Source organism: uncultured Marinobacter sp., assembly GCF_947259545.1.
In the GTDB taxonomy this organism is placed as follows: domain Bacteria; phylum Pseudomonadota; class Gammaproteobacteria; order Pseudomonadales; family Oleiphilaceae; genus Marinobacter.
This window is the reverse complement of record NZ_CAMYMK010000008.1, coordinates 134,617-149,354: the sequence shown is the minus strand read 5'-3', so window position 1 is coordinate 149,354 and position 14,738 is coordinate 134,617. Positions and strand designations below refer to the sequence as shown.

The window sequence follows — 14,738 nt, the reverse complement described above, 5'->3', positions numbered from 1 at the left end:
AACTCGGGTCGACAATCTGTACATATATACAGCCTTGTATCTTAAGCTAACATACAGAGAATGTCAGGATCTCTATGGCCCAACAGGCGAGCAACCATGACAACCCCCATTCCCGAGCAATCACAAACCGAAATCGAAGCCGCGGCATTCCGGCGCCTGGTACAACACCTGCGTGACCACACTGAAGTACAGAACCTGGACCTGATGAACCTCGCCGGGTTCTGTCGTAACTGCCTGTCCAAGTGGTATCGCGCCGAGGCCGCCGAACGGGGCTTTGAATTGTCCGACCCGGACGCCCGCGAGATCATTTACGGCATGCCTTATGAAGAGTGGAAATCCCGCTATCAGAAAGGCCCCAAGCAGGATCACAAATAATGAACGCGAACGAGGCAGTGCGGATTCACCTGGCCTCCCTGAGAGCTGGCCACGCCGACTTTGACGACACCCTGGCATTGATTGACCACCATTTCGAGTATCATCCGACCGGCTTCCACAACGGTCCACTGTTCAATGCCCTGGGCGAGAACGCGGGTTCCTGCAGGGTTTTCGCACTGGGCCAGTACTGCAGCCTCAACGAAGCCGATACCCTGCAACTGTTCGCACAACATTACCAACAGGTATTGAATGATCCTTCAGGCGATAGCCATGGTAACATTCGCCAGTTCATCAGCACCGGTTGGTCCGGCATCCGCTTTGAAGGCGAGCCACTGCGCGCCCGCCCCGCCGACACCCGGAACGATCCCAAGGAAGAGAGCCTTTCATGAGCGATACCGCCACCTCAGGGGTACAACACTGCTTTCAACTGAAAAGCGCCAGCGTGTCCATGACGGCACTGGAACTTTATTACTTTGACAACGACGAATTCGAGGACACCCTGCGGGACAAGATCAGCCAGGCTCCCGGGTTCTTCAAGGACATCCCGTTGATCATCAGCCTGGAGAAGTACGAAGGCCTGAGCAGCGAACTCGATTTCTTCAAGATTATCGGCACCTGCCGCCGCCACAATATCCACGTTGTCGGTGTACGCGGCGGCAATGACGACCAGCGCCGGCTGGCCCGGGGGGCGGCGCTAGCCCTGATGCCCGGAGGCAATCAGCGCGACCGCGAGGTGAGCCCGGCCGATCAGAAAACCACGGCCGCCAACGAGCCGGCACAGGTGAGCGAACCGGAAGCCAGCCCGGCCGCAGAATTGCCATCCGGGCCCGCACCGGCACGCATCATCAACCAACCGGTGCGCTCGGGCCAACAGGTGTATGCCCCGGAGGGTGACCTGATCATTCTGGCCCCTGTTCAGGCTGGCGCGGAGGTACTGGCGGCAGGTAACATTCACGTCTACGGCCCCTTACGTGGTCGCGCCCTCGCTGGCATACACGGCATGCAGTCCGCCCGGGTTTTCTGCCAGTCACTGGAAGCGGAGCTTGTGTCCATCGCCGGACACTATAAAATCTCCGAGGACCTTCAGGAGAAAAGCTGGAAAACCGCCGTTCAGATCCAGCTCAGGGACGACCTGCTGGTGGTGACGCCACTGGAGAAGGCCTGATAAGACTATAACGACCGATTTACTCGGCATATATGACGAATCCACCGTGAAACAGGAATGCAACCTTGGCTAGAATCATTGTCGTTACCTCAGGAAAAGGTGGCGTAGGCAAAACCACCACCAGCGCCTCAATCAGTACCGGCCTGGCCAAACGCGGCCACAAAACCGTGGTCATTGATTTTGACGTGGGCCTGCGCAACCTCGATCTCATCATGAACTGCGAACGCCGGGTGGTGTATGACTTTGTCAACGTCATCCAGGGTGAGGCATCGCTGAACCAGGCGCTCATCCGTGACAAGCGTGTCCAGAGTCTTTACATCCTGCCAGCCTCGCAAACCCGGGAAAAAGAAGCTCTCACCCGCGAAGGCGTTGAAAAAGTCATTAACGAGCTGTCGGAGACGTTTGACTATATTGTCTGCGATTCCCCGGCCGGTATCGAACACGGTGCCTTGATGGCACTGTACTACGCGGATGAGGCCATTGTGGTCACCAACCCGGAAGTATCCTCGGTGCGGGACTCCGACCGTATCCTGGGCATCCTGCAGAGCAAATCCCGCCGCGCCGAGATGGGGCAGGATCCGGTCAAGGAACACCTGCTGCTGACCCGCTACAACCCCTCCCGGGTGGAAAAGGGCGAAATGCTGTCTGTCGGCGATGTGGAAGAGATTCTTGCCATCCCTCTGCTGGGCGTTATCCCGGAAAGCCAGATCGTGCTGAACGCGTCCAACCAGGGTCTGCCTGTCATTCTTGAGGAAGACAGTGATGCCGGTCAGGCCTATGACGACGCCGTGGCCCGTCTGCTTGGCGAAGAACGGGAACATCGCTTTATGTCTGCCCAGAAAAAGGGCTTTCTCTCACGGATGTTCAAGGGAGGCTAAGGGATGAGTTTCCTCGATTATTTCAGAAGCAAGAAAAGCAACAACACCGCCAATGTTGCCAAAGAGCGTCTGCAGATTATTGTTGCCCATGAACGGGGCCAGCGCGAACAGCCGGATTACCTGCCCCAGTTGCAGCAGGAATTGCTGGCGGTTATTCGCAAGTATGTGCAGATCAGTGACGATATGGTGCAGGTGGAAGTGGACCGCAATGACAGTTGTTCCGTACTGGAACTGAACGTCACCCTGCCGGAAAGCTGACGCTCCGATCACGCCCGCGGTTACCAGCGGGCGAAATGATCCTCCATCACTCCCCGTAGCCCTGCTATGGGGATTTTTTTGCCCTCCTCATCCACCACAAAGCCCTCAAACGTCCCAGCGTATTGGCGGAAGTTGGACGCCAGCACCACTGCATTCAGCCGTTCCTTGCGAACACCCGAGGGTACAAAGCGAAGATCCACCCGGCCATCGCTGGTGGTCACCCGCCAGGGTGCGGACTCGTCATACCGATCAAATTCGAACCGGGCCAGATCAAGCTTGATGCAGCGGCCATCGAGCCACAGTGCGTTCTCGGTCAACCCCGATTCGTTCACCCCGGTGGCGAGATTAAGGCCGACAGAGGTACCGCCTGCCAGCTGACCGGCCAGGCAGGCCCAGTTCCAGGCGGTTTCACGGCGCATAAAGCCGCAACTCCAGTCGATTGAGCCCCGGGTATGGTCATCACAGCGCCAGACCCGGTCTCCCCAGCGAATTTCACCGGTGACTGGCAAGCCCGCAGACTTACGGGTAAACACCCAGCCATTATATCCCGCAGGGCAAGACAGCCGCAGAGGATCCCGGTCTTCATGCAGTGCAAACATCGCACGAATAGTGTCACCGACAGTGACACTGATACTTCGACCCTCCTCGCCCGGAATAATCCTCAGGTGCGCCTGTTTACTCCGGAAACTGGCCACACCATCCTCCGGACGCGGTTCAATCACAGTGCCCATGCCCAGCGGCTTCATAAATGTCTGTTCCAGCATTTCTCCGGATGCAAAATCGTATAGGTAGAAAAAACCATTGCTCACCAGTTTCAGGTCAACAATGGCCAGACCAAATACCCAGTGTTCCGACATGACACTGACAAACTGGAACTGATTGAACCGCCATTTCCGGGCCAGCCGGGATCGCGGTCTGTCCATCACCGTTCGCAGGTCATAATCCAGATAATTGATCGTTTCCACGGGACTCGAAAACACCCCGGTTTGCACCCGTCCCTTGTCATCAATCAGCTGCTTTATCGTCATCTTCAATTCGGGCCAAATTCAGTGTGTGGATGTAAAGGCAGTTACCCAGTTCACAATCCCTGGATTCGATGCCACGCCCCCGTATATGTGCATGGTAGACTCGTGCCACCCAAATCAAGGAAGTGTACTCTATGCGCAAACCAAGAGCCCATGGCAATCCCGCGTTCGGCGTTCTGGCGGCCATCCTGGCCTGCACCTCCATTTTCCCGGCGCTTGTCCAGGCTGCATTACCCGCTGAAAATGCCGATGACTGGACCCTGCGCAAAGAAACCGACAACATCAAGGTTTACACCATCGACCAGGACGACTCCAGTTTCCAGGCATTCAAAGCGGAAGCACTGATGGACACCTCCATGGAAAACCTGATGGCGGTGATGGTCAACCCGAAATCCTGTGTTGAGTGGGTACACAATTGCACCCAATCCCATGCGTTTGGTGACGGACACTTCCACGACCGCTACGCCTACTCAGTGAACAACATGCCCTGGCCTGTGGCTGACCGTGACTACGTCCTGCGTATCCGCACTCAAGGTGAACAGACGACTGGTGAGGTGGTGATGGAACTCAACGCTGTCCCTGATCGCCGCGAGGAGGTCGATGGCCTCGTGCGGGTGGACCGCTCCGATACGCTGTACCGTTTTATTCCCGAAGGCGACAAGACCCGTATGGTCTGGATCCAGCACACCGAACCCAATGGCGCGATACCCGGCTGGCTGGTCAACACCCTGCTGGTGGACATTCCGGTGAAATCCATGGAGCAACTGGAGCGAGTTACCCGCAAGGAACGCTATCAGGACCACACTCTGGTATACGGCGACGAAGGTAAACTCATTGATGTGGTACCTTCTGCGCAATCAGGGGATGACTAGCCGCACGGGACAAGCTAAGCTCTGTTGAAAAGGACCCTTTAACAGCACAGGACCCCGGTAAATGACTGTTCTCGCTCACGAGATCATGACCCCAAGCATCAAAGCGGTACCACAATCCTGGACCATGGAGAGGCTGGCCCGCTTCCTGACCGACAACGAAATCACCGGCAGCCCGGTGACCGATGAACACGGTGACATTGTCGGTATCGCCACCCTGAAGGACATCACTGAATTCCGCTGGAATGCCAACCGGAACGACAACGACGCCCGGTTGACCCCGGAAGAAGAGCAGGAAGCCCGCCGCCTGCGCATGGCCATCTTCGAGGAGATGGGCAAAGTGCCCGTCGAAGTGCGGGACATCATGACGCCGAGCATTCTTTCCGTTGATGAACAGACCCCGGTTCGCGATATCGCCGACATCATGATGCGTGAACACCTGCATCGGATTTTCGTCACGAAAGACAAGAAAATCACCGGAATCATAACCACTTACGACATGCTAAAACTGATTTCTGACAAGGAACTCACCAGCCGCTGTGCCTGAAACGACTGAGCCACCAGAGAGGTAACGCGCCCTATGCCAGGAGCATCGCAAGCTCGCCGAAAGATGTATGTCCTCGACACCAACGTCCTGATTCACGACCCGAACGCTCTCCTCAATTTTGAAGAACACGATGTCATCATCCCGATGACGGTCCTCGAAGAACTCGACAGCCTCAAATCCGGTAAACAGGCGGTAGCAGCCGATTGTCGCCAGGCCATCCGCAACATCGACAAACTATTGGGCGATGCTGTCCCGAAAGACATCGAGAAAGGCGTTCCGATCGTTCGCGGCAAGAAAGCCGAACCCCTTGGCACACTGTCGATCCTGATGAGTACGGAACACCACAACAATCATTCGTTACCGGAAAACCTGAACGACAACAAGATCATCAACACCCTCGCCGCCCTTCAGGACAGGCACAAATCCCGGGACATCATCCTGGTCAGCAAAGACATCAACATGCGGCTGAAAGCCCGCGGTTTTGGTGTGGAGGCGCAGGATTATCACAATGACCAGCTGCTGGATGACATCGACCTGCTCCCCAGGGGCTACAAGGAGTTTCCCAACTCCTTCTGGGACAACATCGCCAAGGTGGAAACCATTCAGCGGGAAGGCATCACTGAGCATATCCTCAAACGCGAAGGTGATTTGGCCAAGCTCAACATCAATGAGTTCGTGGTGGACGAACAGGGATTTGTCGGCAAGGTCGTGGACCTGTCCGATGACCAGCTGGTCATGCAGGATTTACATCAACACGACCTGATGAGCGAGGAAGTCTGGGGGCTGGTTCCCCGGGACATCTACCAGTCCCTGGCCCTGAACCTGCTGCTGGACCCGGACATTCACCTGGTCAACCTGACCGGGTCGGCCGGGTCGGGTAAAACCATCCTGGCGCTGGCCGCGTGCATCGAGATGACCGTCGCCAGCAAGCTGTACAAGCGCATCATTGCCACGCGAAGCACCCAGGGCCTTGATGAAGACATAGGCTTCCTGCCCGGTACTGAAGCGGAGAAAATGGAGCCCTGGCTGGGCGCCATCGTCGATAACCTGGAAGCACTCCATGAAGACGATGAGAACATGACCGCCAGCGTGGACTACATCCTCAGCAAGGTGCCGCTGCACTTCAAGTCCATGAACTACATCCGTGGGCGGAGTTTCCAGCACAGCCTGATTATTATTGACGAGTCCCAGAACCTGACGCCACACCAGATCAAAACCATCATTACCCGCGCGGGCAATGGTTCCAAGGTGATCTGCCTGGGCAACCTGGCGCAGATCGATACACCGTACCTCAGTGCCCTGAGTTCCGGCCTGACCTACATGACGGAACGCTTCAAAGGCTTCCGCCACGGCGGCCATATCCACCTTCAGGGTGTACCGAGATCGGTTCTGGCGGAGTACGCCGAAGCCAATCTCTGATCATCCTCCAGAACCAGAAAAGCCGCACCCTTCATAAGGGTGCGGCGAACCGGTATTCAGTCACTGACCGGATTTTCCTGCATGGCCGCGTTCATTCGGCGACGCAGCAGGGGGCCAACCAGGTACGGAAGTAACAGACTCAGCCCCGCGACCAGCCAGAAGCTTTTGGCCAGGGTGCTGGCCCAGAGAATGCCCCAGTCACCATCGGACAACACCAGGGCATGCCCGAGGTTCTTCTCCATTTCCGGTCCCAACAACAAACCGAGAATGATAGGCACCACTGGGATTTCCAGCTTACGCAGGAAATAACCAACAACCCCGAACGCCACCATGAAATACAGATCGAAGGTACTGTTGCTGATGGAGTAAATGCCCACGAAGGCAACCATGGTCACAATCGGCAGCAAGTACATGGGGGGAACCGACAGCAATCGCACGAATACCCCGACTAACGGAATGTTCAGCAACAGCAAGAGCACATTCCCGATGAGAAGGGCCGCAATGACGCCCCAGACAATATCGGCGTTCTGGGTGAACATGAGCGGGCCAGGCGTGATGTTCAGCGAGATCAACATCGCCAACAGAACCGCTGTCGTGCCACTGCCAGGCACACCCAGGGTCAACATGGGCACCAGCGCGCCCGATGAGGCACCGTTGTTACCCGCTTCAGGCGCAACCACACCACGGATGTCGCCTTCACCAAACTTGCCTTTCTTGCCGAGCACCTGCTTCTCCAGCGTATAGCTGATAAAGCTGCCCAGAGACGCGCCCGCCCCCGGAAGGACCCCGGAAATGAACCCAAGCACCCCCCCACGCAACTGGGTGGGGATAGTGGAAACCAGTTCCCGGAAGCTGAGGGTCAGCTTGCCCACACTGACCTTTTCGCGACCACGGCCCATGCGTGACTCGACGAAGAACAACAACTCCGAGATCGCAAACAGGCCGACAATGGCGAGAATAAAGTCGATTCCCTCATACAGCTCCAGCACCCCAAAGGTGTAGCGCTGGGTACCGGTGGAGATGTCGATCCCCACCGTGGAAATCATGATCCCCAGAGTGGCGGCAATCACGGTTTTCATCGGGTTCTTACCGGTTATTCCACCCAGCGTTGCGAACGCCAGCAGGAACAGCGCAAAGTACTCCGCTGGTCCGAAGCTGAGAGCGAACTTCGCCAGCACCGGTGCCAGCATGATCAAACCAACCGTTCCGATCAGACCGCCTGAGAATGAGGCTATGGCCGAAATCGCTAGCGCGTCCGCCGCCCTGCCCTTACGGGCCATGGGATAGCCATCAAGACAGGTCATCATCGCCGGCTCGTCACCGGGGATATTGAGCAGGATGGAGGATATGCGACCGCCATACATCGCCCCCGCGTACACCGAGGTCAGCAGAATCATGGCCGTTTCCGGCGGCAGCCCCAGAGTGAACGCCAGGGGAATAAGAATGGCTACACCATTGGCGGGCCCGAGGCCCGGCATGCAACCGATCAGGGTGCCGGCAAAGGCACCAAGCAGGGCAAACATCAGGTTGTACGGCGTCAGCGCCACCGCAAAACCCTCCATCAGAAAACCGAGCGTTTCCATCAGTTCACCTCCAGCAGACCGGCAGGCAGGTTCAGTGACAGGCCATAGTTGAACAGGACGAACACCACCAGCGCACTGATCAGACCCGTAACGAACGCGCTTCGGGGATTAGCCCCCATGCGCCAGCTCAGAGTGCCCACTGCCAGGGTCGTCGAGATGATGAAGCCCAGAGGCTCAAGCAACATGGCGTACACCACCAGAACCAGCAGGGACACCACAAGCTCCAGTGTGGACTTACCCAGCGGCCACTGGGCATCGGGGTCCGGCTTGATCATCAGGTAGATGCCCCCGGCCACCAGAACAACCGCAAGGATAGTGGGGAAGGTTTCCGGACCTACCGTTTCAGCGCCGCCAAAGGGTTCGGGCCATTGCTGGGCAACCCAGCCGTAGGCAACCGCCAGCACCATCAGGCCAAGACCAAGGATACGATCACCTAAGGCAGTCATTTGAGCAGTCCTATTTCGCGAGACAGAGCCTCAATATCCTGCACCTGCTGCCGAACAAAGCTGTCAAATTCACCCGCCGGCGGATGGAAAGGAATCAGACCATTGGCCTTCATCACCTTTTTCCATTCCTTGCTGGCGTAGAGGGTATCGATGGTATTGGACCAGTAGGTCTTTGACGCCTCGGAGGTGTCCTTCGGCATGTAGAAACCACGCCAGTTCGGACCCACCGCATCAATACCCTGTTCTTTTGCTGTCGGGATGTGCGCAAAATTGCCCGGCAAACGCTCCTCTGCCAGTACCGCCAGCACACGTAAATCACCGGAGGCCATAAAGCCGGTGACTTCGGAGAGGTCACCGGTAAAGGCATCGACCTGACCGCCCACGACCTGGGTCATGGCTTCGCCGCCGTTGTTATAGGAAAGGTAGGGAATCGACGGAAGCTGGCCGGCACCGGCGGCCCTGGCGGTGATCAGAACCTTGAGGTGGTCCCATCCGCCCCGGGCACTCCCGCCTGCGAACTTGACCGACTTTGGATTCTGCTTGATGGCGGCCAGAAGCTGGTTCAGGTCCTGGTACTCGGAGTTTTTACCCACGGCAATCACGCCGAAGTCCGCCCCCAATGCCCCAACCCAGTTCACCATATCCGCATTCAGACCGGGAAACTGCTTCTGGGCCAACCGTGTAGTGGTGGCAGTGGATGCCGCCACGATAAGCTTGTCATCCTCGGACCGCTTGCTCACGGTGTGGGCGAAGGCAACCCCGCCACCGGCTCCAGCCATGTTCACCGTCTGTACTGTGCCGTCGATCAAACCGAGATCCCTCAGGACATTGCCGGCGCTGCGGCAGGTAAAGTCCCAGCCGCCGCCAGGATCGGAAGGAGCAATACATTCCACTTTACCGGAAGGCTGCCAGGCCAATGCGGACATGCTGAAGGTGGCAGCTGCCACGAGGAAAAGTGTTCGTTTGATAGTCATGATTGTCACCTCACTCTTGTTTTTGTGGCCTCCCATAAGACAACTGCTCACTGGGCACTGTCGGTAGAAGACTCTGGAAAACAGACTAGAGGGCAATCAACGCTGCCAGAAGTTTCTGGGCGTAAAGCCTTTAAAGAATTTAATGGGCGTTAAGTTCATAAAATTTACGGGCAATCGCGGGGCTTGTGATTTAACCTGATGACATAACGACAACAAACCGATCGCTGTTGATAACGTGCTCCGAAAAACCAAACTCAAAACCCGAATGATCCTTTCGCTCGGGTTCGTCAGTGCCCTGCAAACCACTCTGATTGGCGTATTCGCTGGCTATTACCTCAGTGACTCCCTGTTTGACGAAATCGGGCAACGGGCACTGATGGTCGCAAAAACCGTTGCCGCCGCACCCTCTGTGATAGAGGGAATCCGCCAGCGTGATATTGAATCCCTCAACCTGTTGGCCAGTCGCCTGGCACACACCAACGAAGCCCTCTTCATTGTGATCGGTGACCACCAGGCCCTTCGCCTTGCCCATCCCTCCGCTGCGCGAATTGGCCACTCCATGGCAGACGATGACGGAGATGACGGACGGCGGGCATTGATCGATGGTGAATCCTACGTGGCGAGGGCCGAAGGCAGTCTGGGCGACTCCATGCGTGGCAAGGCCCCGGTGATTGAACCGGATAGCGGCGAGATTATCGGTATTGTTTCCGTCGGCTATGGCGTTGATCAGGTGAACGCCACCATCGAACGGTACAGCATTGTGCTTTACAGCGTTGTTGGCCTGGCGCTACTGATCAGCATACTGATTGCCATAGTGATCGCCGGTCGCTTCAAGCGTGCCATATTCGGGCTGGAGCCGGAGGAAATTGCACGCCTGTTCCAGGAGCGGGACGCCACACTCCAGTCAGTTCGGGAGGGCATCATCGCCATCAACCGCGACGGCATCATCACCACCGTGAACCGGACCGCCCTGGAAACCCTTGGCCTGGAGCCGGACACCCCTCTGGCAGGTCGCCCGATTCTCGACGTCTTGCCGGAGAGCGACCTGCTTTCGGTGCTAGAGTCCGGCACTCCGGACTTTGACCGGGAAGTGTGGCTGAGGAACCGTCAGATGATTGTGAACCGGTTACCGGTCCGACAGGGCGCGGAGATTATTGGCGTGGTCGCCAGTTTCAGGCTTCGCGACGAAGTGGATCAGGTCAGCCGGCAACTCACCCGGATACAGCAATACGCTGACACCTTACGAAGCCAGACCCATGAATACTCGAACAAGCTCCATACCATTGCCGGCCTGATCCAGATCGAGGCCTACGAAGATGCACTGAACCTGATTGGCAGCGAAGTCAGTGACCACCAGGCGCTGATTCACCTGTTGCTGGATGCCGTACCCGATCCCGTCATTGCCGGCTGTCTGCTGGGCAAGTACAACCGGGCGCGGGAAATGGGCCTGCATCTCCGTATCGATCCGGAAAGCCGGATGACGGACATACCTGCCAACATGCCACGTGATCAATTGGTCAGTGTGCTCGGCAATCTGATCGACAATGCCCTTGAAGCAACCCGTCAACAAACCGGCGAAGGCGGGCTCGTTGAGCTCTCCATGACAGACCTCGGACACGAACTGATTTTCGAGGTGGAAGACCAGGGGCCAGGCATTCCCGAAGACGCGCGTCAGAAGATTTTCGAGAAAGGCGTGAGCACAAAGTCAGGTGATACCCATGGCTACGGCCTGCATCTGGTAAGCCAATTCCTGAGTCGCTGGGGAGGGTCAGTCACCGTGGACGACCTGCCCGGAAAAGGCTCCCGCTTCACCCTCTACCTACCCAAAACCAGCAAAGGGAGGGACAATCATTGACCACCATTCGTATTCTGATTGTTGAAGATGACCGGCAAATCGCCGAAATCCAGCGACGATTCGTCGAACGCCTGAACGACGTCGAACTGTGTGGCATCGCCCACAGCCTGGAAGACGCAAGGGACCTGATCGATGTGATGGTGCCCCACCTGATCCTGCTGGACATCTATTTCCCCGACGGCAACGGACTGGAACTGCTCCGCGAGCTCCGGGCAAAGGATAGCGGTAGTGACGTTATCCTCATCACCGCCGCCAAGGAAGTAGAAACCCTGAGAAGCGCGCTGCGCGGCGGGGTTTTCGACTATATCCTCAAACCTCTGGTGTTCGAACGCCTTGAGGAAGCCGTCAGCCGATACCGGGACCACCTTCGCCACTTATCAGGCCTGGTTCAGGTGGCGCAGAAAGAAGTGGATGCCTTGCTGCCCCGGAGTTCGGGCGAGGATACCCAGCCGATCCGCGAAGAACGGCTACCCAAGGGCATCGACAGTATCACCCTGGATAAGATCCGCGAGGTGCTGTCAGCCGGTCAGCAATGGAGCGCCGAGGAGCTGGGCAATGCCATTGGTGCCTCACGGACCACCGCCCGCCGCTATCTGGAGTTTCTGGTTGGTAAGGGCGAACTGACTGCGGAAGTGACCTACGGCAGCGTTGGACGCCCTGAAAGACGATACCACCTTTAGCAAGGATCACGCTCCCTGAAGCTTTGACCTGCGTGCCATGCAGCCCGGGCATTCTGGCCATCGCCCCGTATATCGCCCCCACCTTATTGTGCCTCTCGTCACGTTTTGTAATGCATCACAACAAAAACATAAAAAGGCGAAATCATGAACAGAATAACCAACACCCTGGTTATCGGGACCAGCGTGGCTTTGCTCTCGGCATGCGGAGGAAGCAGCGGTAGCTCCGACTCCCCTGGCGGGGCCACCCTGGGGGACACCGAAAGCCGCGACAACAGCGGCCAGCCCTCAACCACCAGAACCATTTCCCGCCCCCTGACAGACAGCATCAGTGAGCTGGTGCATGCCTCCTGTGACCAGAACAGCGACCTGACCGGCGGCCGTAGTTATCGGGTGGAGATGCCCTCCCGTATTGATGGTGCCGCGATCGTATTCCAGGTTTTCGAACCCGCCCAGTTTGACTGCCAGACCGAGCACCCCCTGATCCTCCAGGGCCATGGCTTCAGTGGGACTCGTACTACCGAAGCCGGCGATGATCCTCTGGCCCCCATTGCTCCGATGGTGGATGCGGGCTTCACTGTGATCAGCATCGACCAGCGCGGTCACGGTGAGAGCGGCGGAACCATACGGGTCATGGACCCGGACTTTGAAGGCGAAGATCTCGTCCAGATAGTCGATTGGGCGGAGAGCCATCTGGACTATCTCAAATACCGGGACAACAACCTGCTGCTGGGTGGTGTCGGCGGCAGCTATGGCGGCGGCTTCCAATACTTGCTGTATAACGTGGATCCCGATCAGCGCATGGATGCCATGGTGCCGCATATTACCTGGCACGACCTGACCTACAGCCTGAACCCGGGCAATGTCACCAAGAATTACTGGCTGGCGTTCCTGTCCCTTGCCGGCGATGCCGGAACAGGCGGCTCAATGGATCCTTACCTTCGCTCATCACTGCTTGACGGTATTGTTCAACACCGCTTCCCTGAGCCGGCGCTGGATTTCTTCCACTACCACAGCCCCAGCTATTTCTGGGAGAATGAACGGAACCTCGAGCTGTTCGACAGCGGAAACAGCCAGGAATACCTGCTGGACCCGATCACCGGCCGTATTCCCGTCACCAGTGACGGCCGATACGTCATCAAGACACCACAGATGGACCCTTACCCGGTCGACGTACTCATGTTTCAGGGCATGCGGGACAGCCTGTTTCCCTTCAACGATGCCTGGGAAAACTACAAGGAGCTGAAGGCCGCCGGCGGCGATGTGCGCCTGCTCACCTACCCCTTCAGCCACCACTACCTCGCACCGAACGTCGGCCTGATTCAGGAAACCCTGGCAAACCTTGGCTTCTATGCCGAAGCGCTTCCGGACCTGCCTGCTGCTGGTCTCAACACCCTGACTGATTGCGGTGACATCAGCGCCAATCAGGCGGCCGTGGCCTGGTTCAATGAGAAGCTTCTGGGTCGTGGCGATGCCGATAACGTCATCACCACCGGCGATCAGATCTGTTACACCCTCTCCCCCGGCGACGCGGTCGCGGCACCGGAGGTCACCGTTGGCGGCGCCAGCTTCCCGGTCAGATACGATATGCTGGGAGAGGACGTCGAGGTGACAACATTCACCGGCGCTACCGGCTCATTGCCAACGATTGTTCCTCTGACAACTCTGGAGAATGACGGGGTCATCGCCGGCATCCCGACGGCCACTCTCGACGTCGGAGCACCGTTGTCTGACCTCGAGGAGCGTTGTCTGGATGAGTCCGATCCGGTGTTTGCAACCGGCACCTGCGACGCCATCCTGTTTGTCGGGGTTGGTGTAATCCGCGGAGGTACGAGCATTCCCGAGCTGATCGACGAGCAGGTTCAGCCCGTTCGCGGCTTCGGGCGGCATGACATTGAACTGACGGGGATTGCAGAACGGCTGAACACCGGGGACCAGCTGGTGCTGATGCTTTATGGCCAGCACCCGACATTCGTAGGCGCCTTTTCCCGCGATCTGACGGTTCCCGCAGTCAGTGTCAGCGGCGATGTTTCACTGCCTTTGCTGACGGAAGACGGCCAGCAGCAACTTGAGATGACCACCTCACGCTAAGACAGACCATACTGGCAGGTCCCTTCAAGGGGGTCTGCCAGCCCCTTACCACCGACCCTGCAACGTCGCCACAATACGGCGGCTTCCGGCATGGTCCCGGTGCTCGCACAGATAGATTCCCTGCCAGGTTCCCAGGGCAAGATGGCCATCCGAAACCGGGATTGTCAGCGAGTGGCCAATCAACACGCTTTTTATATGGGCGGGCATATCATCGGCACCCTCAGCGGTGTGCTGATAGTAGTCAGCGCCTTCCGGAGCCAGCACATTGAAATGCCGCTCCAAATCCCCCCGCACGTCCGGATCCGCATTCTCGTTTATCGCCAATGACGCGGAACTATGCTGAATAAACAGATGCAGCAGCCCAACCTGACAATTCGTGAGATCCGGTGCCTGGGCAACAATTTCGTTAGTCACCAGGTGGAATCCTCGTGGAAGAGGCGCCAGTTCGATAAATTTCTGGTCCCAGATCATCTATCTGTTCACCTATATGTGTGGTCGTCAACAAACTCTGCTTTTAGCCTAACGCTCTGCGTCAGTATTGGCTATGCTTGGAGACAAACTCCAACCTTGGCGTTA

The 14,738-nt window shown here is 57.4% G+C and carries 16 protein-coding genes; 11 read left to right on the top strand and 5 right to left on the bottom strand.

The window, feature by feature from the left end; genetic code table 11:
• Positions 1 to 96: 96 nt before the first annotated feature.
• The 5 genes from Q0Y21_RS12375 (at position 97) to minE (ending at position 2,676) form a co-directional block, all read left to right on the top strand.
• The gene (locus Q0Y21_RS12375) at positions 97 to 375 is read left to right on the top strand and encodes a DUF1244 domain-containing protein (RefSeq protein WP_297795845.1); all 279 of its coding nucleotides are present in this window, start codon (positions 97 to 99) and stop codon (positions 373 to 375) included.
• Complete coding sequence (locus Q0Y21_RS12370; protein ID WP_297795842.1) at positions 375 to 764, top strand: HopJ type III effector protein; 390 nt, start codon at positions 375 to 377, stop codon at positions 762 to 764. Before Q0Y21_RS12375 ends, Q0Y21_RS12370 begins: the two co-directional genes overlap by 1 nt.
• Positions 761 to 1,540, top strand: a complete 780-nt coding sequence (minC, locus tag Q0Y21_RS12365; protein ID WP_297795839.1) for a septum site-determining protein MinC — start codon at positions 761 to 763, stop codon at positions 1,538 to 1,540. Before Q0Y21_RS12370 ends, minC begins: the two co-directional genes overlap by 4 nt.
• 65 nt (positions 1,541 to 1,605) lie before the next feature.
• Positions 1,606 to 2,418, top strand: coding sequence for a septum site-determining protein MinD (gene minD / locus Q0Y21_RS12360; protein ID WP_297795836.1), 813 nt, complete (start codon positions 1,606 to 1,608; stop codon positions 2,416 to 2,418).
• Positions 2,419 to 2,421: 3 nt separating this feature from the next.
• Positions 2,422 to 2,676 (top strand): cell division topological specificity factor MinE, encoded by a 255-nt coding sequence (gene minE, locus Q0Y21_RS12355; protein ID WP_012138855.1) that lies wholly within the window; start codon positions 2,422 to 2,424, stop codon positions 2,674 to 2,676.
• A 20-nt stretch (positions 2,677 to 2,696) separates the two neighbouring features.
• On the opposite strand, the gene Q0Y21_RS12350 is transcribed toward minE, so the two are convergent.
• The gene (locus Q0Y21_RS12350) at positions 2,697 to 3,704 is read right to left on the bottom strand and encodes a DUF2804 domain-containing protein (protein WP_297795830.1); all 1,008 of its coding nucleotides are present in this window, start codon (positions 3,702 to 3,704) and stop codon (positions 2,697 to 2,699) included.
• Between the two features lie 131 nt (positions 3,705 to 3,835).
• On the opposite strand from Q0Y21_RS12350, the gene Q0Y21_RS12345 reads away from it, so the two are divergent.
• From Q0Y21_RS12345 to Q0Y21_RS12335, 3 genes are all read left to right on the top strand, one after another.
• A complete protein-coding gene (locus Q0Y21_RS12345) occupies positions 3,836 to 4,573 on the top strand; it encodes an START domain-containing protein (RefSeq protein ID WP_297795827.1) in 738 nt (245 codons plus the stop codon).
• A 61-nt stretch (positions 4,574 to 4,634) separates the two neighbouring features.
• Positions 4,635 to 5,117, top strand: a complete 483-nt coding sequence (locus Q0Y21_RS12340) for a CBS domain-containing protein (RefSeq protein ID WP_297795824.1) — start codon at positions 4,635 to 4,637, stop codon at positions 5,115 to 5,117.
• 63 nt (positions 5,118 to 5,180) lie between these two features.
• Positions 5,181 to 6,536, top strand: coding sequence for a PhoH family protein (locus Q0Y21_RS12335; protein WP_297797136.1), 1,356 nt, complete (start codon positions 5,181 to 5,183; stop codon positions 6,534 to 6,536).
• Positions 6,537 to 6,592: 56 nt separating this feature from the next.
• Here Q0Y21_RS12335 and Q0Y21_RS12330 read toward each other — a convergent pair whose 3' ends face one another.
• Genes Q0Y21_RS12330 through Q0Y21_RS12320 form a run of 3 tightly spaced genes read right to left on the bottom strand, consistent with a single transcriptional unit; the run spans position 6,593 to position 9,539 of the window.
• Positions 6,593 to 8,119, bottom strand: coding sequence for a tripartite tricarboxylate transporter permease (locus tag Q0Y21_RS12330; RefSeq protein WP_297795822.1), 1,527 nt, complete (start codon positions 8,117 to 8,119; stop codon positions 6,593 to 6,595).
• Entirely contained in the window at positions 8,119 to 8,565 is a 447-nt protein-coding gene (locus tag Q0Y21_RS12325; protein ID WP_297795819.1) for a tripartite tricarboxylate transporter TctB family protein, read from the bottom strand. Before Q0Y21_RS12325 ends, Q0Y21_RS12330 begins: the two co-directional genes overlap by 1 nt.
• On the bottom strand, positions 8,562 to 9,539 hold the full coding sequence (locus Q0Y21_RS12320) for a tripartite tricarboxylate transporter substrate-binding protein (RefSeq protein WP_297795815.1): 978 nt from the start codon (positions 9,537 to 9,539) through the stop codon (positions 8,562 to 8,564). Before Q0Y21_RS12320 ends, Q0Y21_RS12325 begins: the two co-directional genes overlap by 4 nt.
• Positions 9,540 to 9,804: 265 nt before the next feature.
• Here Q0Y21_RS12320 and Q0Y21_RS12315 point away from each other — a divergent pair, with 265 nt between their 5' ends.
• From Q0Y21_RS12315 to Q0Y21_RS12305, 3 genes are all read left to right on the top strand, one after another.
• Positions 9,805 to 11,394 carry a sensor histidine kinase gene (locus tag Q0Y21_RS12315; protein WP_297795812.1) on the top strand — a complete coding sequence of 530 codons (1,590 nt, stop codon included), beginning with the start codon at positions 9,805 to 9,807 and terminating at the stop codon, positions 11,392 to 11,394.
• A complete protein-coding gene (locus Q0Y21_RS12310; RefSeq protein ID WP_297795809.1) occupies positions 11,391 to 12,074 on the top strand; it encodes a response regulator in 684 nt (227 codons plus the stop codon). Before Q0Y21_RS12315 ends, Q0Y21_RS12310 begins: the two co-directional genes overlap by 4 nt.
• Before the next feature lie 144 nt (positions 12,075 to 12,218).
• Complete coding sequence (locus tag Q0Y21_RS12305; protein ID WP_297795806.1) at positions 12,219 to 14,162, top strand: alpha/beta fold hydrolase; 1,944 nt, start codon at positions 12,219 to 12,221, stop codon at positions 14,160 to 14,162.
• Positions 14,163 to 14,207: 45 nt separating this feature from the next.
• Here the strand turns inward: Q0Y21_RS12305 and Q0Y21_RS12300 are convergent, their stop codons facing one another.
• Positions 14,208 to 14,633 carry a secondary thiamine-phosphate synthase enzyme YjbQ gene (locus tag Q0Y21_RS12300; protein ID WP_297795804.1) on the bottom strand — a complete coding sequence of 142 codons (426 nt, stop codon included), beginning with the start codon at positions 14,631 to 14,633 and terminating at the stop codon, positions 14,208 to 14,210.
• Positions 14,634 to 14,738 lie beyond the last annotated feature (105 nt).

Bases quoted from the DNA above. Each gene is read 5' to 3' on its own strand.
- minC (WP_297795839.1), top strand. From the start codon at position 761: ATGAGCGATACCGCCACCTCAGGGGTACAACACTGCTTTCAACTGAAA.
- Q0Y21_RS12325 (WP_297795819.1), bottom strand. From the start codon at position 8,565: ATGACTGCCTTAGGTGATCGTATCCTTGGTCTTGGCCTGATGGTGCTG.
- minE (WP_012138855.1), top strand. From the start codon at position 2,422: ATGAGTTTCCTCGATTATTTCAGAAGCAAGAAAAGCAACAACACCGCC.
- Q0Y21_RS12335 (WP_297797136.1), top strand. From the start codon at position 5,181: ATGTATGTCCTCGACACCAACGTCCTGATTCACGACCCGAACGCTCTC.
- Q0Y21_RS12305 (WP_297795806.1), top strand. From the start codon at position 12,219: ATGAACAGAATAACCAACACCCTGGTTATCGGGACCAGCGTGGCTTTG.
- Q0Y21_RS12375 (WP_297795845.1), top strand. From the start codon at position 97: ATGACAACCCCCATTCCCGAGCAATCACAAACCGAAATCGAAGCCGCG.
- Q0Y21_RS12350 (WP_297795830.1), bottom strand. From the start codon at position 3,704: ATGACGATAAAGCAGCTGATTGATGACAAGGGACGGGTGCAAACCGGG.
- Q0Y21_RS12315 (WP_297795812.1), top strand. From the start codon at position 9,805: ATGATCCTTTCGCTCGGGTTCGTCAGTGCCCTGCAAACCACTCTGATT.
- Q0Y21_RS12340 (WP_297795824.1), top strand. From the start codon at position 4,635: ATGACTGTTCTCGCTCACGAGATCATGACCCCAAGCATCAAAGCGGTA.
- Q0Y21_RS12370 (WP_297795842.1), top strand. From the start codon at position 375: ATGAACGCGAACGAGGCAGTGCGGATTCACCTGGCCTCCCTGAGAGCT.
- Q0Y21_RS12330 (WP_297795822.1), bottom strand. From the start codon at position 8,119: ATGGAAACGCTCGGTTTTCTGATGGAGGGTTTTGCGGTGGCGCTGACG.
- Q0Y21_RS12345 (WP_297795827.1), top strand. From the start codon at position 3,836: ATGCGCAAACCAAGAGCCCATGGCAATCCCGCGTTCGGCGTTCTGGCG.
- Q0Y21_RS12300 (WP_297795804.1), bottom strand. From the start codon at position 14,633: ATGATCTGGGACCAGAAATTTATCGAACTGGCGCCTCTTCCACGAGGA.
- Q0Y21_RS12320 (WP_297795815.1), bottom strand. From the start codon at position 9,539: ATGACTATCAAACGAACACTTTTCCTCGTGGCAGCTGCCACCTTCAGC.